The 21,475-nt window shown below is 62.8% G+C and carries 25 protein-coding genes and 2 pseudogenes; 12 read left to right on the top strand and 15 right to left on the bottom strand.

The window, feature by feature from the left end; translation table 11 throughout:
• Window positions 1–5 precede the first annotated feature (5 nt).
• From NKJ88_RS24690 to NKJ88_RS24680, 3 genes are read right to left on the bottom strand one after another with little or no spacing between them, the layout of a single operon-like run.
• Window positions 6–2,423: a fimbria/pilus outer membrane usher protein gene (locus tag NKJ88_RS24690; RefSeq protein WP_352445894.1), complete on the bottom strand. Its 2,418-nt coding sequence runs from the start codon at window positions 2,421–2,423 to the stop codon at window positions 6–8.
• On the bottom strand, window positions 2,395–3,117 hold the full coding sequence (locus NKJ88_RS24685; protein WP_031262512.1) for a fimbrial biogenesis chaperone: 723 nt from the start codon (window positions 3,115–3,117) through the stop codon (window positions 2,395–2,397). The genes NKJ88_RS24690 and NKJ88_RS24685 overlap by 29 nt, the downstream gene beginning before the upstream one ends.
• Window positions 3,118–3,143: 26 nt before the next feature.
• Window positions 3,144–3,635, bottom strand: coding sequence for a Csu type fimbrial protein (locus tag NKJ88_RS24680; protein ID WP_023685937.1), 492 nt, complete (start codon window positions 3,633–3,635; stop codon window positions 3,144–3,146).
• 800 nt (window positions 3,636–4,435) lie between these two features.
• Here NKJ88_RS24680 and NKJ88_RS24675 point away from each other — a divergent pair.
• From NKJ88_RS24675 to NKJ88_RS24665, 3 genes are all read left to right on the top strand, one after another.
• A complete protein-coding gene (locus NKJ88_RS24675) occupies window positions 4,436–4,825 on the top strand; it encodes a DUF427 domain-containing protein (protein WP_352445891.1) in 390 nt (129 codons plus the stop codon).
• 150 nt (window positions 4,826–4,975) lie between these two features.
• On the top strand, window positions 4,976–5,533 hold the full coding sequence (locus tag NKJ88_RS24670; RefSeq protein WP_352445889.1) for a sigma-70 family RNA polymerase sigma factor: 558 nt from the start codon (window positions 4,976–4,978) through the stop codon (window positions 5,531–5,533).
• Window positions 5,534–5,678: 145 nt separating this feature from the next.
• Window positions 5,679–7,793, top strand: a complete 2,115-nt coding sequence (locus NKJ88_RS24665; RefSeq protein WP_352445887.1) for an EAL domain-containing protein — start codon at window positions 5,679–5,681, stop codon at window positions 7,791–7,793.
• A gap of 37 nt (window positions 7,794–7,830) precedes the next feature.
• Here the strand turns inward: NKJ88_RS24665 and NKJ88_RS24660 are convergent, their stop codons facing one another.
• Window positions 7,831–8,331 carry a hypothetical protein gene (locus NKJ88_RS24660; protein WP_502904770.1) on the bottom strand — a complete coding sequence of 167 codons (501 nt, stop codon included), beginning with the start codon at window positions 8,329–8,331 and terminating at the stop codon, window positions 7,831–7,833.
• A gap of 106 nt (window positions 8,332–8,437) precedes the next feature.
• Window positions 8,438–8,668 (bottom strand): DUF6894 family protein, encoded by a 231-nt coding sequence (locus NKJ88_RS24655; RefSeq protein ID WP_023671435.1) that lies wholly within the window; start codon window positions 8,666–8,668, stop codon window positions 8,438–8,440.
• A gap of 284 nt (window positions 8,669–8,952) precedes the next feature.
• Between NKJ88_RS24655 and NKJ88_RS24650 the strand changes: the two genes are divergently transcribed.
• On the top strand, window positions 8,953–9,672 hold the full coding sequence (locus NKJ88_RS24650; protein ID WP_023671436.1) for a Crp/Fnr family transcriptional regulator: 720 nt from the start codon (window positions 8,953–8,955) through the stop codon (window positions 9,670–9,672).
• A 49-nt stretch (window positions 9,673–9,721) separates the two neighbouring features.
• Here NKJ88_RS24650 and NKJ88_RS24645 read toward each other — a convergent pair whose 3' ends face one another.
• Together NKJ88_RS24645 and NKJ88_RS24640 are read right to left on the bottom strand one after the other, a co-directional pair.
• Window positions 9,722–10,015, bottom strand: a complete 294-nt coding sequence (locus tag NKJ88_RS24645) for a DUF982 domain-containing protein (RefSeq protein ID WP_352445885.1) — start codon at window positions 10,013–10,015, stop codon at window positions 9,722–9,724.
• A 114-nt stretch (window positions 10,016–10,129) separates the two neighbouring features.
• Entirely contained in the window at window positions 10,130–10,306 is a 177-nt protein-coding gene (locus tag NKJ88_RS24640) for a hypothetical protein (RefSeq protein WP_023671438.1), read from the bottom strand.
• 142 nt (window positions 10,307–10,448) lie between these two features.
• On the opposite strand from NKJ88_RS24640, the pseudogene NKJ88_RS24635 reads away from it, so the two are divergent.
• A pseudogene (locus tag NKJ88_RS24635) lies at window positions 10,449–10,605 on the top strand (SDR family oxidoreductase); the annotation flags it as partial.
• Window positions 10,606–10,854: 249 nt separating this feature from the next.
• Here NKJ88_RS24635 and NKJ88_RS24630 read toward each other — a convergent pair.
• Window positions 10,855–11,219 (bottom strand): annotated as a pseudogene (locus NKJ88_RS24630) (VOC family protein).
• Window positions 11,220–11,302: 83 nt separating this feature from the next.
• Window positions 11,303–11,860 carry an RBBP9/YdeN family alpha/beta hydrolase gene (locus tag NKJ88_RS24625; protein ID WP_023697757.1) on the bottom strand — a complete coding sequence of 186 codons (558 nt, stop codon included), beginning with the start codon at window positions 11,858–11,860 and terminating at the stop codon, window positions 11,303–11,305.
• A gap of 84 nt (window positions 11,861–11,944) precedes the next feature.
• On the opposite strand from NKJ88_RS24625, the gene NKJ88_RS24620 reads away from it, so the two are divergent.
• Entirely contained in the window at window positions 11,945–12,448 is a 504-nt protein-coding gene (locus NKJ88_RS24620; RefSeq protein WP_023671442.1) for an Lrp/AsnC family transcriptional regulator, read from the top strand.
• Between the two features lie 145 nt (window positions 12,449–12,593).
• Complete coding sequence (locus tag NKJ88_RS24615) at window positions 12,594–13,007, top strand: DoxX family protein (RefSeq protein WP_023727103.1); 414 nt, start codon at window positions 12,594–12,596, stop codon at window positions 13,005–13,007.
• A 22-nt stretch (window positions 13,008–13,029) separates the two neighbouring features.
• On the opposite strand, the gene NKJ88_RS24610 is transcribed toward NKJ88_RS24615, so the two are convergent.
• The 5 genes from NKJ88_RS24610 to NKJ88_RS24590 all read right to left on the bottom strand — a co-directional run bounded on the left by NKJ88_RS24610 (window position 13,030) and on the right by NKJ88_RS24590 (window position 15,558).
• Window positions 13,030–13,335, bottom strand: coding sequence for a hypothetical protein (locus NKJ88_RS24610; protein WP_023671444.1), 306 nt, complete (start codon window positions 13,333–13,335; stop codon window positions 13,030–13,032).
• A 94-nt stretch (window positions 13,336–13,429) separates the two neighbouring features.
• On the bottom strand, window positions 13,430–13,699 hold the full coding sequence (locus NKJ88_RS24605) for a hypothetical protein (RefSeq protein WP_352445882.1): 270 nt from the start codon (window positions 13,697–13,699) through the stop codon (window positions 13,430–13,432).
• A 114-nt stretch (window positions 13,700–13,813) separates the two neighbouring features.
• Window positions 13,814–14,008: a hypothetical protein gene (locus tag NKJ88_RS24600; protein WP_023689866.1), complete on the bottom strand. Its 195-nt coding sequence runs from the start codon at window positions 14,006–14,008 to the stop codon at window positions 13,814–13,816.
• A gap of 42 nt (window positions 14,009–14,050) precedes the next feature.
• Window positions 14,051–14,494: a Ros/MucR family transcriptional regulator gene (locus NKJ88_RS24595; RefSeq protein WP_023671447.1), complete on the bottom strand. Its 444-nt coding sequence runs from the start codon at window positions 14,492–14,494 to the stop codon at window positions 14,051–14,053.
• Between the two features lie 248 nt (window positions 14,495–14,742).
• The gene (locus NKJ88_RS24590; protein ID WP_352445879.1) at window positions 14,743–15,558 is read right to left on the bottom strand and encodes a class I SAM-dependent methyltransferase; all 816 of its coding nucleotides are present in this window, start codon (window positions 15,556–15,558) and stop codon (window positions 14,743–14,745) included.
• Window positions 15,559–16,052: 494 nt separating this feature from the next.
• On the opposite strand from NKJ88_RS24590, the gene NKJ88_RS24585 reads away from it, so the two are divergent.
• Genes NKJ88_RS24585 through NKJ88_RS24575 form a run of 3 tightly spaced genes read left to right on the top strand, consistent with a single transcriptional unit; the run spans window position 16,053 to window position 17,512 of the window.
• On the top strand, window positions 16,053–16,493 hold the full coding sequence (locus NKJ88_RS24585; protein ID WP_352445878.1) for a hypothetical protein: 441 nt from the start codon (window positions 16,053–16,055) through the stop codon (window positions 16,491–16,493).
• Window positions 16,486–16,875 (top strand): hypothetical protein, encoded by a 390-nt coding sequence (locus NKJ88_RS24580; RefSeq protein ID WP_352445876.1) that lies wholly within the window; start codon window positions 16,486–16,488, stop codon window positions 16,873–16,875. Before NKJ88_RS24585 ends, NKJ88_RS24580 begins: the two co-directional genes overlap by 8 nt.
• Window positions 16,775–17,512: a terminase large subunit domain-containing protein gene (locus NKJ88_RS24575; RefSeq protein WP_352445939.1), complete on the top strand. Its 738-nt coding sequence runs from the start codon at window positions 16,775–16,777 to the stop codon at window positions 17,510–17,512. Before NKJ88_RS24580 ends, NKJ88_RS24575 begins: the two co-directional genes overlap by 101 nt.
• Before the next feature lie 331 nt (window positions 17,513–17,843).
• Here NKJ88_RS24575 and NKJ88_RS24570 read toward each other — a convergent pair whose 3' ends face one another.
• Window positions 17,844–18,731: a HEAT repeat domain-containing protein gene (locus tag NKJ88_RS24570; protein WP_352445874.1), complete on the bottom strand. Its 888-nt coding sequence runs from the start codon at window positions 18,729–18,731 to the stop codon at window positions 17,844–17,846.
• On the opposite strand from NKJ88_RS24570, the gene NKJ88_RS24565 reads away from it, so the two are divergent.
• A complete protein-coding gene (locus NKJ88_RS24565; protein WP_155923799.1) occupies window positions 18,712–19,416 on the top strand; it encodes a hypothetical protein in 705 nt (234 codons plus the stop codon). The two genes, NKJ88_RS24570 and NKJ88_RS24565, sit on opposite strands and share 20 nt — an antisense overlap.
• Window positions 19,417–19,789: 373 nt before the next feature.
• Complete coding sequence (locus NKJ88_RS24560) at window positions 19,790–21,439, top strand: phage terminase large subunit family protein (RefSeq protein WP_352445872.1); 1,650 nt, start codon at window positions 19,790–19,792, stop codon at window positions 21,437–21,439.
• The last annotated feature ends 36 nt before the right edge of the window (window positions 21,440–21,475 follow it).

The following is a 21,475-nucleotide window of genomic DNA, read 5'->3' as shown; positions in this document are numbered from 1 at the left end:
AGCTCTCATTGGCACACCACGTTCCCGATCACCACTTGCCGGCCGCGCGCCGCCTCGAAGGGAAACTCTGCCCGGCATGAACCGCCGTCAGCGCGCTCGACCTGCACTGAATTCTGCTTGCCGAGGCCCTTGATGTAGGCCTGCCCGTCATAGCCGACGACAAAGTCTTCAGTGCCGCCATCGACGCGTCCCGAGAGTCCGGCTTCGAGTGGCGTTCCGCTCGAGTCGACCAGCGTCACCAGCGCGGCCTGCGCCGCCTCGGACACGCCGAACTTCAGCACGACGCCGTTGCGGTCGGCTGGGACGACGGTCTCCTTGGTAGCCGGGACATCCGCGTCGACTGGTAGATTCTTCGGGTCGATGGAGACCGTGTTCAGCTCATAGGAGTTGAGCCCGGTGACCAGGATGCGGCCTTTGCTGTCGGTCCTGCCTACCGGCCGGTTCTGATGCAAGACCTCGACATCAGGCGTGCCGACATCGACGACGGCAAAGGCATCGTCGATGCGGTTGGTGGCGAACACCCCGCCGCCTGCAACCGCAATGGCGCCGTCCATCTGGCCGGTCACGCGAAAGTCCTTGTCGAATTGCTGGGCGCCGGCCTCGAAACGCGCAAACGGCGCGCGGTAGCTGACCGCTGCCGAACGATTGGGGACCTCGCCCTCCGAGGTGCGCAGCCGCCAGCCGATGCTGCCGTCCTCGGCCCGCTCCGATTTGGCGAGGTCGGCAGTGACATTGAGGCCCTCAGGGCCTTGCTCGACGCCTGTCGACGCCGAGATCTCGTCGTTGAACGGGATCGAAATCCCGGCGAACACGCCATAGCTGCTGTCGTCGTCGAGATCGGCGAAGGCGGTGGCATAGAGCGTGCTGCGCTTGAAGATCGCCTGGCTGTAGGACAGGCCGACGATCTGGCTGTTTTCGCCCTCGGCGCTCTTCAAATGCGTATAGGACAGGTTGAGGCTGGAGAAATCGATCGGCATCGGCACGCTGAGCGTCACCTGGTCGACCGAGCGCGGCACGCCAGCGCTGAAACGGGTGAAGTCGTCGGGGTCGAGAACCGGCTCCGCCGTCACCGAGGCGATGTCTTCATAGCCGCCAAAGGCCCGCTGCATGTGGGCGTTGATCGCCCAGCCGTCATAGCCGAATTCGACACTGGCATCGACCAGCGAGCCGGTGCGCCGGTCATGATGGCTGCCGGCGACCGCCAGCGAAGCCGCGCCATATGCCCCGAGCGGGAAGGCAGCACCTATGCCGCCATTGATCAGATCGGCGCCGCCCTCGGCATGGGCTTCCAATGTCAGCCGGTCGGTCACGCCGTAACGCGCGCTGGCGACCCCCATGACGCGGCCGTCATAATCGTCGGAGGAGATGCCGAAATTGCGCCGCGCCATCCCTGCCTCGACGGAAAAGTCGAGCAGTCCCTGGCGCAGCAGCATGCTGGAGGCATAGAACGGCAAGGTGGCCGTGGTCTCGCGGCCGAGGCTGTCGCGCAGCACCACCTGCGCCTGTCCGGCGCCCGTGAACACCGGCAGGTTGGTGACCTGGAACGGCCCGGGCTGGATGTCGCCGGAATAGGTGCGCACGTTCTGCGTGTAGACCTCGAGCGTCGACGGCACCGCCGCCGTGCCGCCGAAGGAGGGCAGGGGTAGCGTCACCAGGTCCGATCGCAGGTGGAAGTTGCGTTGCGCCTGGATGCCGCCGAGATAGATCGGACGCGTCCACGACAATCCACCGGAGATGAAGTCGCCGGCGCGGTAGGTCATCAGCCGGTCGGGGTCGGAATAGCTCCATGTCGTGTTGAGCCGCGTGAAGCCGCCCAGCCTGCCGTCGGAATAGCCGGCGATGAAGGATTGGCTGAGCGTTCCATAGGGGCTGAACGCGCGCGCATCGAAGCCGCCGGAAACGCCTTGGAACAGCTCGACGTCCTTGTCGAACAATGTGTTGGAGCTGGCAAACAGCGAATAGTTGAGAACCGCGCCCAAGCCCGATTGCGGCGCCGGCCGGTCCTGCAAGCGCAAGCCGAGATCCACCATGCGCGCCTCGCGGCTGTCATTGGCGGCGGTGACGTAGAGGCGCTGGGCTACCTCATCGATCCGAAACGAAACGTCGGCCAACTGGTCGAGCCTGACCAGGCCGCCGGCGTCGGCTATGTCCTCCGGCGGTTTCAGGCCGACCTCCTTCAGCTCTTGGGGCGCCGCCGCCAGCCCACCATCCGGCATCTCGATAAAATTGCCGACCAGCTTGGTCGAAACGTCGTTGATGAACACCTCGAGATAGAGGCTGCGGCCCGCTGGCAAAACGGAAGCCGGCTGTTCGAGGTTCGTCACGGCCGGAAATTCCTGCGAACGCACCGCCAAGCAAGGTGTGAAAGTCGCAACCGCGACGATGACAGCGACGCTACTTGCCCTTGACGGCAACTTTGGCATCGAAGGGTCCAAGATCGCTCTGTGCCTTCAAAAGCACGGAGCCAGCGGACAAGGATTTGCTGCTGCCGATCGGCCACTGCATGGTCGCGCCGCCCAGCACATAACCGACGAGCCCGTTTCGGTTGCCGAGCTTTTTGCCGTTCTGGGTCAGGGATAGGTTGGACAAGCGGAGACGACTTTCACCGGTATTGCTGGCTGTCAGCACAAGACTGCCGCCCTTGCGCGAAACACTCCAGGCGACTGCCGGCGCGGCGGCATCGGCGTCGCGGAAAAACACCGGGACCGAATAGCGCAGCGCGAGCGCGACCGTACCGGCCTTCTTGCGCGACGGGTCGGGTAACTCGTCGACGATGACGCGGTAGCTTTCCTCGGCCCGCACCGGCGCCTTGCTGACGCGCACGACGCGAACCACGTATTGGGCATTGGGTCCGAGTTTGGTCGATGGCGGGCTGGCGACGACGTCGGTAGTCGGCGTCAGCGTCTCGATCCCGCCAGCCTGGCTCCAGGCGAAGACGCGTATCTGCACATTGATCGGCCGCTTGGGGTCATCGTTGCTGAGGTTGAGAACCGCCGAGGCGTCGGGCGAGATCAGCTCGAGACCTGTCGGCGCCACCCTGAGCGAAGCGGCTTGTGAGAGACCGGCGCACAGCAACAGAACAGCCGTGGCTCCGATGCATGAAAGCATGGATCGCATGATCGTCCTCGTGTTGGTATCGATTGTCAGTACGTTATGGTGATCGCAACGGTGTCGGTGTAGAGGCCCGCCGCCGGTGTCGTCTGCGGTGGAACACGCCCGTAGACCGTCAGCGGCTGAATGGCGCCGTTGCCGGTTCCGCCGACCGTGTCGGTGGGGATCGTGGTGCCCCAAAGCTGCGTCCGGGTGCTTTCCCTGTAGATGGTGTAGTCGATCGTCGCCGACGCCGGCCCGGTCATCTTGCGAACAGCAACCGTTGCGCCCGCGCCCGCTCCGGCGCTCAGACCAACATTGTAGGACTTGCCGGTCGTGCATTGCACGTTGATGGTGCTGGTCTGGTCGACATTCGCATCAATGACACCGTGCGAGCCGAAATCGAGATCGCTCGCCGTCTGCACCTTGCATTCGTCGGTAATCGTGATGCGGACATTCATGCTGCCCGTCGCGGTCGCGGCGATCGCGGGCAGGATGGGAAGCAGCGACGCTCCCGCCAGCAGCGCATATTTCAGCAATCTCATGCGTGTTTCCTCCGTCGGGCAGACCGTTCCTCGCAACACAGTCTTGACCCGGATTTCACTCCTACAGCTCCTCCGTTGCATGCTTCGCAAGACATCAACGATACAGTAATGTCATTATTACAACTTAGATTCGGATTACGACAGCGAATAACTTCGGTATGTATCGGATAATTTTGGTTAATATTTGGTTAACAGAGATGAAATGGACATTTTTCCGAAGTGAAAGTTCGTATGTCGAAAATTTATTTTGCTTCTCGTGCCGAAAAGGCGAAAATATCCGGCAAATCATCTTGATTTTGTAGAGTCTCACCTGTCGTCCTTTATTATCGATATTTCGCGGCGTGCACCGGCGCCAAGCAGCCATCGCCATAGCCGCGCCGGTAGCTGTTCGCGCCTGTCCAAGCCTTGCGGTCGTGCTGACAGGGCCGCATTCGCCAAAACCGTGTTCCGCCCGGCCCAAGCATGGCCGTCCCGGCTGAGATAAATCCACCGCCGTCGGATCGCGGCGAAACACATGCGAATCGTTCTTGCCACGCTGGCCCGGATTTCCTTCGGCGGCGCATCGGCCGGACGGGAGATGCGCCTGTTGTCCCTTGGAGCCATGATCCACGGCCGGCAGCCGCGCGGACCGGCTGCCAGACGTCAGAAAAGGAAGAACGATGAAGAAGACCTATGAAAAGCCACAGCTCGAAAAGCGCCAGAAGCTGTCGCGTGTGACCGCTGTCGCCGGCCCATCAGTGACCAGTGAGAGCTGACGCCGTCGACCGGCATCGAACCACCAGCGGACAAGGAGAGCAGTCATGGATCAGCATGCGAACCCGTCACCCGGCTTCAGGCGCAATCCGGGCAAGGTGATCACAGTCGAGCCCTTCAACGGGCGTGTCGTCGTGTTTGCAAACGGCACCATCATCGCTTCCTCGGCAAAAGCCAAAATGGTGACCGAGCCGCCCCATCCCTTCTCCTTCTACATCCCGTTCGAGGACATCGACTTCCGCAAGCTCAGGAAGACGGAGCGGTCGACGCTGTGCCCCTACAAGGGCGACTCCAGCTACTGGAACGTGCTGCCGGCGGGCGAAACCGGTAACGATGCGATGTGGGCCTATGAGCAGCCCTTCGACGAGATGGCCGAGATTTGCGCCCACGGCGCCTTCTATCCCGACCGGGTCACCATCGACGCCACGCCGCGCTGAGCTGAGAGCGTCATGCCTGTCGCCCAAAAGTGCCCCAGCGTTTTGGAGCCGACGACAGGCATGAACAGAGGAATTTTTCAGATCAGCCAAAGCTGTCCTCATCCAGGCGCAGCGGTTTTGCGGCAACGGCATGCACAAAGACAAAAGGTCATGGACGAAAAGCAGAGAGCCATTCTCGACGAAATCCCGCGCCTGCGCCGCTATGCACGCTCGCTGCTGCGCGACCGCGATTCCGCCGACGATCTTGTCCAGGACTGCCTGGAGCGGGCGCTGCTGCGGCTGGACAACTGGCAGACGGGAGAGAGCCCGCGAAAGTGGCTGTTCACGATCATGCATCATCTGTTCATCGACCAGATGCGCAAGGTGAACCGGCGTGGCGAGGCGTCGATGCTGCCGCTCGAAGCGGGAGAGGCGCAAACCGAACCCCCCCACCAACAGGAGCAAGTCGCCCCGCCCGAGATCATCGACGCGCTGCAGGCGATCAGCCCGGACCGCCGTGCCGCGCTGACCATGGTCGCCATCGAGGGCTTCTCCTATGCCGAGGCCGCCGAGATGCTCGGCGTTCCGGCCGGCACGCTGATGTCGCGCATCGCGCGCGGCCGTGAGGAACTGCGCGGCCTGCTCGAGGACAATGCGCGCCGCCGCGCGATAAGGATCGTCGAGCCAAGGCCGGGCAGGGCGGTTCCAATCAGGGCGCCAATGGCATGACGAGCCCCAATCGCATGATGACGCCTTACGGCATGGTCCGGCACGATTGCAGGCCTTGTCCGCACTGTGGGCGCGGCGCACCCGGTAACGGTTTCTTCTCTGCTTGCGTGCATAGTGGCGGCGACGGAGTGAGCGAAACCAGGGCATGGCTGAAGAGAAAATACGCAACGGCGAATTCTGGGCGCTTGCGCTCGAACGCGCTCATCTCGGCGTATGGGACTGGGATATTTTGAGCGGCGACTGTTTCTATTCGCCGACCTGGTCGCACATGCTGGGTTATGAGGATGGCGAGCTTGCCAACAGCGACGACCTCTGGCTGAAGCTGACGCATCCCGACGACCGCCAGCGGGCGCTGGCCAGCGGCGAGCGGCACATTTCCGGCCTGACCGCCTCGATCGAGACCGAGCTGCGCCTCAAGCACAAGGACGGCCACTGGATCTGGGTGCTGGACCGCGGCGGCATTGTCGAGCGTGACGAGACGGGCAGGCCGGTCAGGCTGATGGGCGTGCAGACCGACATCAGCCGGCAGAAAGAGGCGGAAGCCGAACTGGAGCGGGTCAATGTGCGCTTTCGCCTGGCGCTGGCGGCCAGCGGCACCGGCATCTGGCATCACGATATCGACGCCAACAAGAGCTATTGGGACGCCCGCACCAGGGAGATATTCGGCCTGGTCGCCGACACCCACGAGGTGGCCGCCGACCTCTGGCATTCCTATCTGCACCCCGACGACAAGGATGCCGCAGAGCGCGCCCATCTGGCGCCGCTTTCGACCGACGGCGTCGTCGCCGCGCAATACCGCATCGTCAGGCGCGACGGCGAAATCCGCCATGTCGAATCGCTGGTGCGCTTCATCGCGGCGCCTGAGACAGCGGGCCAGATTCTCGGCACCGTGCGCGATATCACCGAGGACAAGAAACGCGAGCGGGAACTCGCCTACGCCGCTCACCACGATGCGCTGACGGGCCTGTTGAACCGTGCCGCCTTCGACCGGCTGCTGGCCGTGCACATCGCCACCGAGCGGGCTTTGCCGCTGGCGGTGTTTTACGTCGATCTCGACTACTTCAAGGCGCTCAACGACTTCGCCGGCCACGCCGCCGGCGACCTGGCGCTGAAGGGTGTGGCCGCCGGTATTCTGGGCTGCCTGCCGGCATCGGCGCGTGCCGCGCGCCTCGGTGGCGACGAGTTCGCGCTGCTGGTGCCCAATTGCCAATCGGCCAAGGCCGAGGCGCTGGCCGGCGCCATCCTTGCGGCGGTCCGTGACGCCGACCTCGGACTGCCGGTGACCTCGCGAAAACTCGCGGCCAGCATCGGCATCGCCTTCGTCGAGGACACCACCACCACGGTTGCCGATGCGTTGGCCTGCGCCGACGACGCCTGCTATGCGGCCAAGGCGGCCGGGCGCAATCGCTTCGCGGTGTTTTCGGCCGATGCGGCGTCGGGCTCCGGCGGCCTCAACGCTGCGCGTGTCGCCGCCGACACTGTCGACGCCATGGATGACGGGCGGCTGAAACTGTTCGGCCAGGAGATCCATCTTCTGGGCCAGCCCTGGCAGGAGAGCCGCCATGTCGAGGTGCTGGCGCGGCTTGCCGGGCGCAATGGCAAGCTGATCCCACCCAACGAATTCATTCCGGTCGCCGAGCGCTTCGGCATTGCCTCGCGGCTGGACCGCTGGATCATCAAGACAGCGCTTTCGCAGCATGGCGCGGCGATGCGGTCAGGCGCCATCTTGCTCGGCTTCAACCTGTCGGCGCAGACGCTGAGCGATCCGCTGCTATGGGATTTCGTCGACGCCGTCATCGCCGAGACCGGGGCGCCGCATTCCGGCATCGGTTTCGAGATCACCGAGACCGCGGCCGTCACCAATTTCGACGCCGCCGAGCAGTTCGTGCGCAAGGCGCGCGAGCGGCAATGCCGCGTCAGCCTCGACGATTTCGGCGCCGGCATGAGCTCGTTCGAATATTTGCGGCGCTTTCCGGTCGATCAGATCAAGATCGACGGCTCGTTCATCGAGAATATCGCGGAAAGCCGTTTCGACCGCGAGATCGTCTCGGCCATAGCGGGCATCGCCAAAAGTCTCGGCTGCGCGGTGGTGGCCGAAAAGATCGAGCAGCAGGAAGCGCTCGACATTCTGCGCGGCATGGGCGTGGCCTATGGCCAGGGTTTTCTGCTGCACCGGCCGGAGCCGCTCGAGGCGATCGTCGCGCGGGCCGGCGAACAGTCACCGGCCAGCGGACAGTCGCCGGAAAAGCGCTTCGGCTGACGGCTCTCATCGCCTCGGGCTCGCGCGAATTGTCCGGCTAACCGGCGTCGGCCTTTTCCTGCTTTCGCTGCGCCGCCTCCTTCTTGCGGCGCAACACCTCATCTGTACCGACAAGGTCCTTCGAGCCGCCGGAAATGGCGGTCGAGACGACGGCGGGCGGATCGCTGGCCGGAAAACTGTCTTCGAGGCCTGATTGCAACTGCTCCTCGAGCGTCTGCGGGTTCTCGGAGCGGCCTTCGGCGCGGCGCTCGCCAACGGCTTCGACATCGCTCTTGGTGTCGGGGTGAGCGCGGGCTTCCGATATCGTCGACACCACCAGCTCGATGGCGAACTCTTTCATCGCCTCGGCTTGCGGCCCATCGACATCAGAGTCTTCGATCAGGCGGATGAGCGACTTTTCCAGGGCGCCCAGTTCCTTGACGCCCTGACACCGCGCCAGACGCTTGCTGAGCGAACCGATCAGCGCCGGGGCAAAGGTCGAATAGGCAAGCCTGCGTGTGTCGTCGACCTGCTCGGGATGAAGCTTTTGCAAGGACATAGATGCCTCCAGTCAATCAGCCGGGCAGCTTCTGCCGCTGGCCCCTCCTTAGAAAACAGAGGGGAGGGCAAGAGGTTCCATACAGTCCTCGACAGGGTCGACGAGTTCAACTCCACAGCGACGCCATGGTCAGCGACGCTTCGAATATCTGCTCCCTGTTCTCGTTCAGCATCTTGACGGTGATCCGCCGGTGGTCGCCCTCCGGAATCTCGTCGCGCGCCACATCGTGCAATATGCGCAGCGCTTCGGCTCCCGCGCGCTCCCGGCTGGGAAAAAGCTGCCCCTCTTCGTCAATCTGGGTCTCAGCGTTGTACAAGTCGAAGTAGAACCGTTCCATGTGTGCAAGGATCCCTGCGTGAGAACGCTAAGGCGCATCGCGGTTGAAAGGATGCAGGCGACGCGCTTCAGGTCTGTGTTTTTATGCATGTCGTTGTCTCAAAATCGGGGCCATTTTTGAGCGACATGGATTAAATCCCAACCCGCACCCATGGTTCCATGCGACTGTGTCCTGAGCAGATTTCCTGCCAGGAGCCGTCGCCGTGCCGGCCGATTGCAACCGCACCCGATCTCCGGCGTTTGGCTAGGCCACGAATGTCCACGAAATCTCGAACTGGATCCTCGATGCTAGAACCGCTTTATCTCAACCTTGGCCAGCATGACGCTTTGTCCGAGCAGGAAAAGGGGCTGCTGGCCGCCGCCATGACCATCGAGATGGATTTTGCCACCGGTCAGGACATCGTTTCAGAGGGATCGAGGCCAGGCTACAGCACGCTCATCATCGAGGGTCTGGCGGCGCGCTACAAGGTGCTGGAGGATGGCGGCCGCCAGTTCACCTCGTTGCAGGTACCAGGCGATTTTGTCGATTTGCACGCCTTCCTGCTCAAAACAATGGACCATGGCATTATAGCTTTGTCGCCATGCCGGGTGATCGCCGCCGACCACAGTCGGCTAAGGACGATCACCGAACAGGCGCCTCATCTGAGCCGCTTGCTGTGGCTGGACACGCTCGTCGATGGCGCCATTCACCGGGAATGGATCGTGGCCATGGGCCGGCGGTCCAAGACGTCGCACCTGGCGCATCTGGTGTGCGAGCTGTTCGTCCGGCTCCAGGTGGTCAAGCAGACCAACGGCATGAGTTTCCGGCTTCCCCTGTCGCAGGCGGAACTGGCCGATGTGCTTGGGCTTTCGGTGGTCCACATGAACCGGGTCATCGGCGCGCTGCGCAAGATCGGTGTGATCGGCTGGGCGAATTACATGGTGACCATTCTGGACTGGCAGCAGCTGGTGGAAATCGCCGAGTTCGACCCGACTTATCTCAGCATGAATCGCGAGCCGAGATAGGCCATCCGGCGTTCGCCATGACATCGCCGGCAATCCGTCAGCCGGTCTTTCAACGATGCCCATCCAGCGACGCCAATTCGTCGAGCATGGCAAGGGCGGCACTTGGCTTGGCCGGCTTCAGCAAGCCCTGTTGGGCGGCGGCATTCTGGAAAGCGGCAAAGGCGATGTCCGGGCGGCAAATGCCGTTCAACGCGTCGTCCACCAGCCTGTCGGCCGCCTTGTAAGCCGCCGCCTGCTTGTTCTTCCATGTTCCGCCTAGTGCCCTCCTGGCGTCGGCGATCGACGACACCGTCATCGCGCTGCCGTCCACGAATCTGATCGTCAGGGGCAGAAAACGGCTCATGCGCTCACCATCCAAACCGTTCGCGTCTCGCCCGGATCGATCTCATCACTTGCCTCCTTGAAAACAGGATCGCCATAAACGAGGAAATCACAAACTGGTTGCAGGCCTGGCGAGCTACATGTTGCTTGCCGGCCAGATCGGCCGATGCGGACGATAAGGCGGGCGCGGCGCCGGCTTCAACGGGATGTCGGCGAGCGAGTTGCGGATCGGCCTGAACAGTATCGGCGAAGACGCGGCGCGGCGGTGCAGTACCGCGGCCGACAGTTTGGCAATCAGATTTCGAACGTCCATGGGACACCTCGAGCGCGTTGAGAGTCCCCCCATCGCGATCACCTACCACCTCACGCCCAGCATCCGCATTTAACTTTGATATAGGCCGGACGAATACGCGCCGCGCGCAATGTCTGCCGCCAACCCTTCTGCTGGTCTCGCGTCCGACAAGCAGGCGGCGGATGTGTCGCAGTTCGGCGCCAAGACCCCGGTGAAGCGCCCGGCCCAGCCGGAGGAGATCGCGCCGGCCTATGTGTTCCTGGCCGCAATGTTCAAGCTACATCACCGGCGAGAGTCTGCCGATCCTCGGCGGCTATTGAGCGGCGTCGCCAGGCTGGCGGTCACGCATCCGAGCAGCGACGTCGCGGACGCTGCTGCAACCGGATGAATTTTCGTGCATTCTTGTGCATGGCCACAATGCTTCGAACTGACACGCCGGCAAAATGCTGCTCCTATTGCGGTTCGCGAGAGCATGACTACGAGGATTGTCCGAAGCGTAAAGCAGAGGCGGAGCGGCAGTGGGAAGGCCAGGCAAAGCCCGGCGCCGAATCCGAGGCGACGGCCGAAGTCTAGCTGGGCTCGAACAGCTCGATCACGTTGCCGGACGGGTCTTCACAAAGAATCTGTCGCCCGCCCGGACCTTCGACGATCTGGTTGCGGAACCGCACGCCGGCCTCGACCATCTTAGTCACGATTGACGGCAATTGCTCGACCTCGAGCACGAAGCGGTTCCATCCGCCCGGCTCGGGTGTCCGGCCGTCCGGCATCGGCCTGGCTGCCGACGCCAAGGGACGGCGAGCCAGAGCGAGAGGTCGCCGCGCGTCAGGATGGCCATCGCCGGACCGAATTGCTGCTTCAGCGCGAAGCCCAGATGGCTCGTATAAAACGCGATGGACAGATCGACATCGCGGACCAGATATCGGACGGACACCATTCGCAGGCTCCCTCACAAAGGCCCCTCCCGAGAGATAGCTGGCGGGACAAGTCGGGGCAAGCCCGCGCGCACGCTTCGGGCGCCTACGGTGCGATTGCGTGGTCGGCCTGTCTGTCTCTCACGAAGGCCGTCAGCAGCTCCATTCCCGCCGGCCAGTCGCCCAGCCCGCTATTGCTGTTGATGTGACCAAGCGGCCCGGCGATGTGCAGTTCGCTGCCCCATTGTGTGGCTTTCTCACCGGCATAGCCGTTCGGATCATAGGGATCGTCGGTGCTGGCCACGATCAGCGAGGGGAAGCGAAGCGGCCCGCGCGGCGTATCGGCGAAGGGAATTCCGTAAGCGGGATAGACCGGCGAGGCCGGGTCGGGAACCGCAACCAGAAACGCCCCGCCGATCCGACGGCTCGACACCGCCTGCCAATGCGCGACCAGCAGGCAGCTGAGACTGTGGGCGACGAGCACCGGCGGGGTCTGTGCCTGTGACACCGCGACGTCCAGCGCCGCCACCCAGTCGTCGAAATCCGGCAGCTCCCAGCTTGCCGGGCTGAAGCGGCGCATCGCCGGGTCGGCCTGTTGCCAGCGTGTCTGCCAGTGGGCCTCGCCCGATCCGCCGCTGCCCGGCAGAATGATGAAGTCGGTCATGGAAAATCCTGTTTCTTCGCCGCAGATGATGTCCCAATCCTAGGGCTTCTCCTTGTTCGCGGAATGAGAGATCATCGGAAAGCGATGAAGAATTCCGATGGATTGAAGGTGTTCATGGCAAACGGCGATTACCGGCCACGGCTCGACCCCACCGACATGGCAATCATCGAGATCATGCAGGAGGATGGCCGCATCGGCATTTCCGAACTCGGCCGCCGCGTCGGCCTGTCCCAGCCCGCGACGTCGGAGCGGGTGAAGCGGCTGGAGGAGCGCGGCATCATCGCCGGCTACCGGGCCGCGATCGATCCCACCGCCCTCGGTCTCGGCACCATGGCCATGATCCGCCTGCGCACCACGCATGAGCACATCCAGACCTGCCTGAAGAAATTCGCGGCCATGCCGGAAGTGGTCGAGGTGCTGCGGGTGACCGGCGAGGATTGTTTTCTGGTCAAGGTGGTCGTGCCGTCGCCGCCCGACCTCGAAAGCATCGTCGATGCCATCGGCCGCTACGGCGCGGTGACGACCAATGTGGTGCTGCGCGCCGAGCCGCCGAAACGGTTGGGGCGGGAGCTGATGGCGAAGCTCTGAGCGGCCACGCGCGGCAAGAGGATTGCAAGCGCCTCCTTTTGCGAGGTCCGGCTTTGCCGCGAAAGAATTTCGCGGGCTGGTGTAGGATCGGCGGCGTGGCGCCCGTCCTTGGGGCGAAACCCGTTGCAAACCTTTGGAGCACATCATGGAAGCCGTTCAATCGCCGTGGCAGACCGCGGCCATTCTCATCGCCCGCCTGACCTTGGCCGCCATGTTCGCGATGGGAGCAGCCTTCAAGTTCATGGATATGAACATGACCGCCGGCTACATCGCCGCCGCCGGCTTCCCGTTCCCGCTGTTTCTGGCCTGGTGCGCCGCGATCCTCGAAACGCTGCTGGTGATCGCCTTGCTGACCGGAGCGTTCTTCACGCCGGCCGCCCTGGTCGCCGCCGTCTACGTGGTCTTCCTAGGCTTTGCCTTCCACGGCCCGTCGCACTGGGCCGGCAACCAGGCCGAGTTCGGCGCCTTCATGTCCCATTTCCCGTTCGCCGCCGGCCTGCTGTTTGCCGCCGTGCATGGACCGGGCAGCGTGCTTGCCTCGAAACTTGGCCGAGGGTGAGGCCCCGCGTCGGCAGACCGCCTCACATCTGGTCGTTGTAGGGTTCCTTCATCTGGCCGACCATGCGGGCCAGTTTCGAGAAGGACGGCATGTCCGCCTCCGGCTGGCATTGATTGGCCAGTTCCAGCAGTCTGATCGGAAAGTTGACGGCGTCGCGGTTGGACTCCGACATGCCGTCGGACCGCTCCTCGCCGGTTTCGATGGCCTCGGCCTTGCGCAGCGCGATGTCGATATCCTCGACCGTGAGCAGGCCCTTGCGCACCAGCACCTGATTGATCGAAGCGACGGCCATCAGCAGGCCTTCGAGTTGCAGATTGGCGACGTTCATGGCTGTTGCTCCCATTTGGCTCAGGCTCAACGCATGAGCCGCTGTTACGATCCGGACGGGGATGCAAGCGATAGGCGTCGGCTGATGGCCTGCGCTACTCTTCCATCCAGCGGCGGCCATATTCGGCCCACAGCGCCTTGACCTCCCGGCTGCCGAGGCGAGGGGCCGAGCCGTCGCCATAGGCGATCGAAACACCGCTGATGTCGTAATGGGGATCGACGTCGATGACGAAGCGGATCGCGTCGCCGAGCGGCCTTCTGCCGATGACCGGATCGGCCTGGCCCTGGCCGACGCTGCGAACGCCCGAAACAGTGGCTGGCGCTTGCCGCATCCTGAACACGGATGCCATGGCTGGTTTGTCCATCCCGCTCTTCCCCGAGTTGGAGTGTGATGATTCCATAAGAGCCAGCTAATGACCAGTCGCTAGACGGCCTGTCGAAGGCTGCGTTTTGTATCCTGCAGCCGGTTGAAGGACTGTTCAGGCCAGCGGATCCGCCGCCGGCGGCCTGGCGGGAAGGCCGAGCCTTGTCCGCTCGCCGTCGGCAAACTCCTCGGCCGCTTCCTGGGCCATGAACAGATGCTGGGTCACCGTGCCATTCTCGGCAACCAGCACCGCCCATTGGCGGCGGTCGACACGTTCCACGCGAACGTCATTGGGCTCTCCGGCCACCATGATCGTCCTCCAGCAGGCGTACGGCACGGAGGGGGCGTGCCTTTACGCCTTGGTCTTGCTCTTGGCCGGCGCCTTGGCGGCCGGGGCCTCGGGTGTCCTGATGCCGAGCCCGAACTCCTTTGCCAGCTCCGAGCGCTTGGCGGCGTAGCTGGGCGCCGTCATCGGATAGTCACCGGGCAGGTCCCATTTGGCGCGATAGGCTTCCGGCGTCATGCCATGGGCGGAGCCGAGATGACGCCGCAGCGACCTGAACTTCTTGCCATCCTCCAGGCAGTAAATGAAATTCGGCGTTACCGAGCGCTTGCGGTTGACCGCGGGCTCAGGCGCAGGTTGCGGCGGAGCAACGGGATTGTCCACGGCCGCGAGCGCTGCATTGACGCTCTCGATCAACGCCGGCAGGCTATCCGGGGGCACAGAATTGTTGCGCACGAATGCCGCGACGATGTCGGCGGTCAGATTTATATTTCGGATTTTGTCCTCAGACATGGCTTCTTTTGCCCCCTTGATGCCAAAGGGCAAATTATCAGACAACATCCGCCGACGGCATGGCACTTTAGAACATATGCATATGACTTGACGCCGGATGTGGTAGCGCTAGCATCGCCGAGTCTCCGATCGATGTCGATGTAGGAATTCTTTCCTGACATATCTTGACCGGTGAGGGCAGCTATGCTATGATTTGTCGATGGTGCTGATTTGCGCCACCAACCCGCCGCCGAGGCGGGTTTTTTGTTTCAGGCCGGCTTGGAAGCGATGATGGCCAGTGACGCGAGTTTTCCCTCGCTCAGGCTGCTTATGTAGTTTTTTCGCCGCTGCACGAACTCGGCGCCGAGCACGATCGCATTGGCCTGCTGCTGGGCGGGCGAGGGCACGATGCCGGAATTTGCCCGTTTCAACGCCAGCTCGACGTGATCGCCGGTTTCGTCGATGACGTCGTCGACCTGGAATCCGGCTGAAGCAAACAAGACCTTCAGGGTTTCGCGGTCGACGAGATGGCTGACTGCAGCCGACACCGCCCAAGGCAAGGGATAGTAAGGCTCGCCGTCCGCCAGCACCGCCTCGGTCCAGACAAGCCTGGCTTTCGGCTTCAGCACGCGCCACGCTTGCCCAATGACCGCCGCCTTGTCAGCGATATTCATGCCGACATAGAAGCAGATTGCCGCGTCGAATGTGTCGTCCGCAAAAGGCAGCCTTGTCGCATCGGCCTCATGGAAACGCACTTTGTCGCCGAGGCCGCAGAGCTCGGTCAATCGGCGGGATGCCTCGACGAATGCCTGCGTCAGGTCGACGCCGTCGACGCTGCACCCATAGGTCTCGGCAAGGAACCGGGCCGGGCCGCCAATGCCGCTGCCGATGTCCAGAACCCGATCGCCGGCGGAGGGCGCAAGACGCGCGGCATGGTCCTGCGTGGCGATCAGCTCGCGGCCATGAAGCTGGTCGAACGGATAGAGTTGTTGGGCCGCGAGGCTGCCGGCCCTGGCGTCCGGCACAGCCGACAGGATGCGCTCGACGATGCCGCCGCTGCCATAGTGACTGGTCACATTGCTCATTGCGCTCTCCGACGAGACGCAGCATCCCATCGATGCTGCCCTTGCGCAATGCGCGGCCGCGCCAAGACGCGGCTTTGACCGAAGTAGGAATTATTTCCTTTTTTGCATTGACGGGTGAGGGCAGCTTTGCTATAGTTTGTCCATGGTGCTGATTGGCGTCACCGACCCGCCCACAAGGCGGGTTTTGTGTTCCTGATGCCCACAACGTGCGGATATCGGATGTCGGCGGGACAGCCCCCCTCTGGCCTGCCGGACGTTCGTCGTTCGGAAAGCCAAGCAATTGGCTTTCCGTCCGCTGCGCGGACCACTCCTCAACCCCCACACGGGGGGGAGATCGGACTGCCGCCTTGCTTTCGCCAATCGTCAGCGCTGCAAATTGGTCGCGACCCTGGAGCTGCCAATCTCCCCCCTTGAGGGGGAGATGTCCGGCAGGACAGAGGGGGGCGTGAAGGAACGCTATCCTCGGTTCATTCTGCCTTATCCGCGAGGCCCCCATGTCCAACCGCTATGCCACCATCATCACCGACGATGAGGGCCGCGAGGTCGTCAGCGCCATTGGCGTGTTCGAGGGCGCTGCCCCGCAGGCGCGCATCGGCCGTATCGAGCCGGTCGTACCGGGTGTGCTGATCGGCATGGTTCGCGGCGGTCCCGTCGATGCCGTCGGCGGCTTCGGTTTTCCGCGCGGCGCGCACGGCGTCGGCGAAAAGGCGATCGCTCTTGCCAGGGCAAGCCTGAAAACCGCGTCTGCCGGAAAGCGCCACGCGCCAGCCGATACCGCCCGCAAGGCCGCCCCAAAACGGTCAAGGGCAAAATCGGCACGGCGCAAGTCTGGCAAGATCAAGTCCGGCAAGATCAAGTCCGGCAAGATCAAGCGGGCAAGGCCGGCGAAGCAGGCAGCCACCGCCGAGCCCGCCGGGATTTCGGATCATGGCTGACCGGACGGCGCCGCGTGCGCGCCCTGGCCGCAAAGCGCCTGCTGGCGCCGCTGTCAGCCCGAAGCGGACGAAGAAGACGCTTGGCGATGATTTCCTCGACGCGGTTCGCGCCGATTTCCGCGCCCATGGCGCCGGCGTGATTGCCGCGGTCCGGGCCGACAAGCCCGACCAGTATCTGAAGATCGTGCAATCGGTGCTGCCCAAGGATCTGGCCAAGGATTTGCATGTTTCATCTGACAATCTGGAAGCCCTGAGCGATGACGAGATCCGCCGCCGCATCCGTGGCTTCGAAGCCGTCCTCGGGCCGTTTGGCGACCAGCCTGAAGACGCGCCGCCACTATCTGGCGCTGCTGCAGGAACTGGACCGCAGGCGCAGGACTAACCAGCTTGCCGCCTACCGGCCTTATCCCAGGCAGGCGCAGTTTCACGCCGCCGGCGCGCAGAACCGGGAACGTCTGTTCATGGCCGGCAACCAGCTCGGCAAGACCAGGGCCGGCGGCGCCGAATGGGCCATGCATCTCACCGGCCGCTACCCCGCGTGGTGGCAGGGCAAGACCTTCGACACCCCCGTCAGGCTATGGGCTGCCGGCGTGACGGGCGAGGGCACGCGCGACAACCCGCAGCGCGTGCTGGTCGGCCCGCCGCAGCAGCAGGCGGCATGGGGCACCGGCATGATCCCGGCCAACGCCATCCTGCACACGACCATGGGCCGCGGCGCCCCGGGCGCGCTCGACAGCATCGTGGTGCGCTGGGGCGGCGGCGGCGACGTGCAGGCCGATGAATCGGTGCTTTCGTTCAAGAGCTATGAGAAGGGCCGCGAAAAGTGGCAGGGCGAAACCCTGCACGGCGTCTGGTTCGACGAGGAGCCGCCGCTCGATATCTATTCCGAAGGCCTGACCCGCACCAACGCGACGGGCGGCATCACCATCGTGACGTTCACGCCGCTGCTGGGCATGAGCGACGTGGTGTTGCGGTTCTTGACGGCGCAGGAGGTTCTCCCTTCCCCCCTTGTGGGGTGAGCAGCTGGTTCGCGAAGCGAATCGTCGTGCCAGTGGCACGACGAAAGGCCGGCGAATGCCGGGACGCTGCGGAGCGGCGGGGACCCGGCAGGTTGGATCGGCCACCACCCGGCCCTTCGCAGGCTCAGGGCGTTCGAAGCTCGAAAAGCCAAGCAATTGGCTTTTCGTCCGCCACGCGGACCGCTTCTCACCCCACAAGGGGAGAAGGTAAGAACCGCCACGCTCGGCGCAAATATCGTGCGCGACAACATCATACGACATTACTTTGAATCAGTTCGGCAGGCTCTACGTCCTGTCACGTCGCTATCTTGACCTCGAGATCAGCGGTGCCTCAGGCGATTGCCGGCAATGATGATTGCCATACGGCGTGGTGCGATATCTGGTTGTGCTCGATGCAGTCGGTTGCCAGTTTGCTGATTTCAGGATCGGCGGACGCCTGCGCCCATTCGACGAACGCGTCAACAACGACCAACCTCGCCCGGCTGGCCAGCCCCAGGCCGTAACGGCGCACTACCGGCTCTGAATGGTCGAGCATCGCACGGATCATGCCTGATGCATCATCTCGCCATTGCCCGGAGATATCGGCGATCGCCGAAAACGGCGTTTGCGGCCTGAGCAACGCGGCGTGCTGACGCGCAAGCTTTAACTGCCAGTCTTTTGCAAAGCGCACAAATTTGACGGCTCCCATGCGTACACCATCGTGATAATCATCAAGGGCAAACAACGCCTGCGCGAGATGCTGACCATCGTTCCGCGTACTGCATCGCAAGATAGACTCCACGGCATCGAAGCGCGTGCGCGGGTTGCTGTCCCCAAGCAGCGCGGCCAGCTCACCCACCATCGAACTTATGTTCTGGTTTTGAAAGGTGGCAATAAACGCACCCGCCGCTCGCGTCTCAGCATTGGCAGATGTCAGCAGGAGACGAAGGCTTTCCAACGGCACCGTCTTGCCGAGCTCGCCGAGAAGGTCGTTGGCAAGCGCGCCATCGTCATCATGCGGGGACGACAGCAGCCGCTCCAGCATCTCCTGACCTGTCATGGCATTTGTCGATTTGCCGAGTGGCAGCAGGATCTTACCGCCTTCGCTGAAAAAAAGATGACCAACCTCGCTGTCCTCGGCGGACAGGCGCATCGCCTCGAATAGAGCTGTCATGGCAAAGAGTGGCTGTCCCACCCGCGTAGAGTACAGGCCGCGCAGAATGCACCAGCCCAGACGCATCGATGTCGCCGATGCACGGCAAGACCTACCGCATAAAGCGATAAAGGAAAAGATGAGAGCGAAGCTTTCCCGTTTCGGCGCGTTGCGGAATCGCGAACCGCGACTAGACTGGTGGCCAGGTTGTCGAGGAACCAAGTCCATGAACAGGCGGCAGGTATTGACAGGCGGTTTGTCGTCGCTTGTCGTGTCGCCGGCGGGTGGTGCTGAGGTGTCAAAGCCCCAGGTGCCCAAATGGCGACCCTCGTTTTCACAACCCATCGATCGCATCGAGGAACGGTTCGGCTATTACTTCGACAGAGGCCGTGACTTTGCCATCCTTGAAAACGGCACCTGCGTGCTGACGGAAGCCGGCCTGTCCGATGAGGCGGCAGCCATGGCCGCCATCCAGACGCTTGCCATGATTTACAACTATCACCCGGACATGAAGCCGTCCGACATGGATGATGGCAACGTGCTGGTCAGCTACAATCATCCAGCCTTCAATGTCGTGCTTTCCGACGTTGCGAATGCGCATTGGCAAGAGATCGAGGCCCGCCACCAGGATGGGCTGGCTACGGGCGAGGTGCTGATCACGCCGCTGGGGCAGAATGTGTTCGATGAGCTCGGCAAAAAGGCGCTGCTTGGCAGGTGCTACATGTTCATGGATGCGCAGGCGCCAAAGGTGATCCGCATCAAACCCAGTTGATAAGTCGAATCAGGGGTATTTGGTGCCGGCAAGTTGCCTGGCACGACCTTCGGCGGTTGGCGATTTGCGCGTTAATGGGCCGCACAATATTTTCTCTCGACCGGTATACTGATATATATAGAGCATACAGGATTGATTGGGAGTGTCGGGGACGCAGACCTCGCGTTTGAACCCTGTTCCTGGATCGGTACGGGTTCTGCAGATTTTTTTACTCGTATCGTAAGGAACATTCGCCTGGCTGGTGCATGCCGATGCACTGGCGGCAATGGCGACAACGATTGCAATCCGAATCATGTGTTCCCCCAAGTCTTGGGTCAGCTTCGCATTGATGAGCGGTGGTATCAATGGCCACACTCTATTGGAGCATGCTTGCATGACCCGTCACGTCACCTTCATGACCATAGACGACGTCGAACACTATTCGCCGGACGAGCGTGCCGCGATCATCGCCGCCTATCCCGAACATGAGCGCGAAGCGAGGGCCAAGGGCATTCCGGTGCTGGGCTCCGGCCGCATCTTTCCGATTGCCGAGGAGCTGATCGCCTGCGAGCCGTTCCGGCTGCCGCGCTACTGGCCGCGGATCGGCGCCCTCGATTTCGGCTGGGACCATCCGTCGGCCGCGGTCGAGCTGGCCTGGGATACGGAGGCCGATGTCGTCTATATCTCCAAGGCGGCGCGGGCCTCGCAGGAGACGCCGGCCATGCAGGTACTGGCCCTGAAGCCGTGGGGCGAGTGGCTGCCCTGGGCCTGGCCGCGCGACGGCCGCCGCGAGACGCTGGAAGGGGCGGGCACCGCACTTGCCAGACAATATTCCGCGCATGGGCTGAACATGCTGTCGGGCCACGCCCGCTTCGCCGACGGCTCGGTCTCGGTCGAGGCCGGGCTGATGGAGATGCTCGACCGCATGCAGTCCGGCCGCTTCAAGGTGTTCTCGTCGCTGCTGCCCTGGTTCGAGGAATTTCGGCTTTACCATCGCAAGGACGGCAAGGTGGTGAAACTGCGCGACGATTTGATGGCCGCGACGCGCTACCGCAAACTGACGCTCGCCTATGTCAGCGGCGCCGGCACTTTGCCGACGGTGGCCAACGGCATCTGGCTGATGTTCGACCGTACCGGCGACAGAGGCGCCGACGGGACGGGAGTAGGAGATTTTTTGGGGCCTGCGTCTTCGGCAACCGACAATATTGTCACTTTCGCGGGCACCACGGGCAAGGTGGGGAAGGATAGTGGGATCGCGGTGTCCAGCCTGGCGCCGAAGGCCAGCCCGACATTTACCGGGACGCCAACGGGGCCGACCGCAGCGCCTGGAACGAATACCACGCAATTGGCTACAACGGGGTTCGTCAAGGCTGGGTTTGATCTGAAACTTGATAGCCGACCTAACCTCGGTGTCGTCGCGCAGACGATCACCGATTGGAACAACGCCCTGGACAACGGCTGGTATATGGCCTCGGCGGCGGCTAATGCGCCAGACGGCGTAAATTGGTTCCTGGGGTTTGTGGAAGCGCACGGAAGCACTGGCTACCGGACGCAGACGGTGCATGATTTCGTCAACGACACTACGGCGGCAGACCAAAAGCTATGGCGGCGCAGGCAGGCTGGCGGTGCCTGGGGAGGATGGATCAAGCTGCAATGGTCGCAGGCCGAACAGGATGCACGCTATGTCCAGTCGTCCACGGCGTTGCTTCAGAAGTTTTATGAAAGCCCGCAACAGACCATCACATCCGGCGGGTCGCTGACGTTGGCTCATGGGCTGGGGGTGAAGCCGAAGCTCTATGCGGCCTTCATTCAATGTACTACGGTTAATTCGGGGTATTCGGTTGGTGACGAGATACCCATTAACCCATCTCTCAATACAACTGATGCGACCGCTCAAGCTATTAGCATCGTGCCAGATGCGACCAATTTGAATGTACGGATTGGTAATGCTGCTGGCGCACTTAAAGTCCTTAACAAGGCTGGAACAGGTTTTAACGACATAACGAACGCTAGCTGGAAACTCGTTGTGAGAGCGTGGGCCTAGCTTGCGAAATGTGAGCAACGGTCTAAACGTTGGAAC

It is taken from the genome of Mesorhizobium sp. M0016 (assembly GCF_040324035.1).
GTDB lineage: Bacteria > Pseudomonadota > Alphaproteobacteria > Rhizobiales > Rhizobiaceae > Mesorhizobium.
Note: the sequence above shows the minus strand (reverse complement) of the source record. Positions and strands in the feature narration are given on the sequence as shown.

Bases quoted from the DNA above. Each gene is read 5' to 3' on its own strand.
- NKJ88_RS24690 (WP_352445894.1), bottom strand. From the start codon at position 2,423: ATGCCAAAGTTGCCGTCAAGGGCAAGTAGCGTCGCTGTCATCGTCGCG.
- NKJ88_RS24685 (WP_031262512.1), bottom strand. From the start codon at position 3,117: ATGCGATCCATGCTTTCATGCATCGGAGCCACGGCTGTTCTGTTGCTG.
- NKJ88_RS24680 (WP_023685937.1), bottom strand. From the start codon at position 3,635: ATGAGATTGCTGAAATATGCGCTGCTGGCGGGAGCGTCGCTGCTTCCC.
- NKJ88_RS24675 (WP_352445891.1), top strand. From the start codon at position 4,436: ATGGATCAGCATGCGAACCCGTCACCCGGCTTCAGGCGCAATCCGGGC.
- NKJ88_RS24670 (WP_352445889.1), top strand. From the start codon at position 4,976: ATGGACGAAAAGCAGAGAGCCATTCTCGACGAAATCCCGCGCCTGCGC.
- NKJ88_RS24665 (WP_352445887.1), top strand. From the start codon at position 5,679: ATGGCTGAAGAGAAAATACGCAACGGCGAATTCTGGGCGCTTGCGCTC.
- NKJ88_RS24660 (WP_502904770.1), bottom strand. From the start codon at position 8,331: ATGTCCTTGCAAAAGCTTCATCCCGAGCAGGTCGACGACACACGCAGG.
- NKJ88_RS24655 (WP_023671435.1), bottom strand. From the start codon at position 8,668: ATGGAACGGTTCTACTTCGACTTGTACAACGCTGAGACCCAGATTGAC.
- NKJ88_RS24650 (WP_023671436.1), top strand. From the start codon at position 8,953: ATGCTAGAACCGCTTTATCTCAACCTTGGCCAGCATGACGCTTTGTCC.
- NKJ88_RS24645 (WP_352445885.1), bottom strand. From the start codon at position 10,015: ATGAGCCGTTTTCTGCCCCTGACGATCAGATTCGTGGACGGCAGCGCG.
- NKJ88_RS24640 (WP_023671438.1), bottom strand. From the start codon at position 10,306: ATGGACGTTCGAAATCTGATTGCCAAACTGTCGGCCGCGGTACTGCAC.
- NKJ88_RS24625 (WP_023697757.1), bottom strand. From the start codon at position 11,860: ATGACCGACTTCATCATTCTGCCGGGCAGCGGCGGATCGGGCGAGGCC.
- NKJ88_RS24620 (WP_023671442.1), top strand. From the start codon at position 11,945: ATGAAGAATTCCGATGGATTGAAGGTGTTCATGGCAAACGGCGATTAC.
- NKJ88_RS24615 (WP_023727103.1), top strand. From the start codon at position 12,594: ATGGAAGCCGTTCAATCGCCGTGGCAGACCGCGGCCATTCTCATCGCC.
- NKJ88_RS24610 (WP_023671444.1), bottom strand. From the start codon at position 13,335: ATGAACGTCGCCAATCTGCAACTCGAAGGCCTGCTGATGGCCGTCGCT.
- NKJ88_RS24605 (WP_352445882.1), bottom strand. From the start codon at position 13,699: ATGGACAAACCAGCCATGGCATCCGTGTTCAGGATGCGGCAAGCGCCA.
- NKJ88_RS24600 (WP_023689866.1), bottom strand. From the start codon at position 14,008: ATGGTGGCCGGAGAGCCCAATGACGTTCGCGTGGAACGTGTCGACCGC.
- NKJ88_RS24595 (WP_023671447.1), bottom strand. From the start codon at position 14,494: ATGTCTGAGGACAAAATCCGAAATATAAATCTGACCGCCGACATCGTC.
- NKJ88_RS24590 (WP_352445879.1), bottom strand. From the start codon at position 15,558: ATGAGCAATGTGACCAGTCACTATGGCAGCGGCGGCATCGTCGAGCGC.
- NKJ88_RS24585 (WP_352445878.1), top strand. From the start codon at position 16,053: ATGTCCAACCGCTATGCCACCATCATCACCGACGATGAGGGCCGCGAG.
- NKJ88_RS24580 (WP_352445876.1), top strand. From the start codon at position 16,486: ATGGCTGACCGGACGGCGCCGCGTGCGCGCCCTGGCCGCAAAGCGCCT.
- NKJ88_RS24565 (WP_155923799.1), top strand. From the start codon at position 18,712: ATGCACCAGCCCAGACGCATCGATGTCGCCGATGCACGGCAAGACCTA.
- NKJ88_RS24570 (WP_352445874.1), bottom strand. From the start codon at position 18,731: ATGCGTCTGGGCTGGTGCATTCTGCGCGGCCTGTACTCTACGCGGGTG.
- NKJ88_RS24560 (WP_352445872.1), top strand. From the start codon at position 19,790: ATGACCCGTCACGTCACCTTCATGACCATAGACGACGTCGAACACTAT.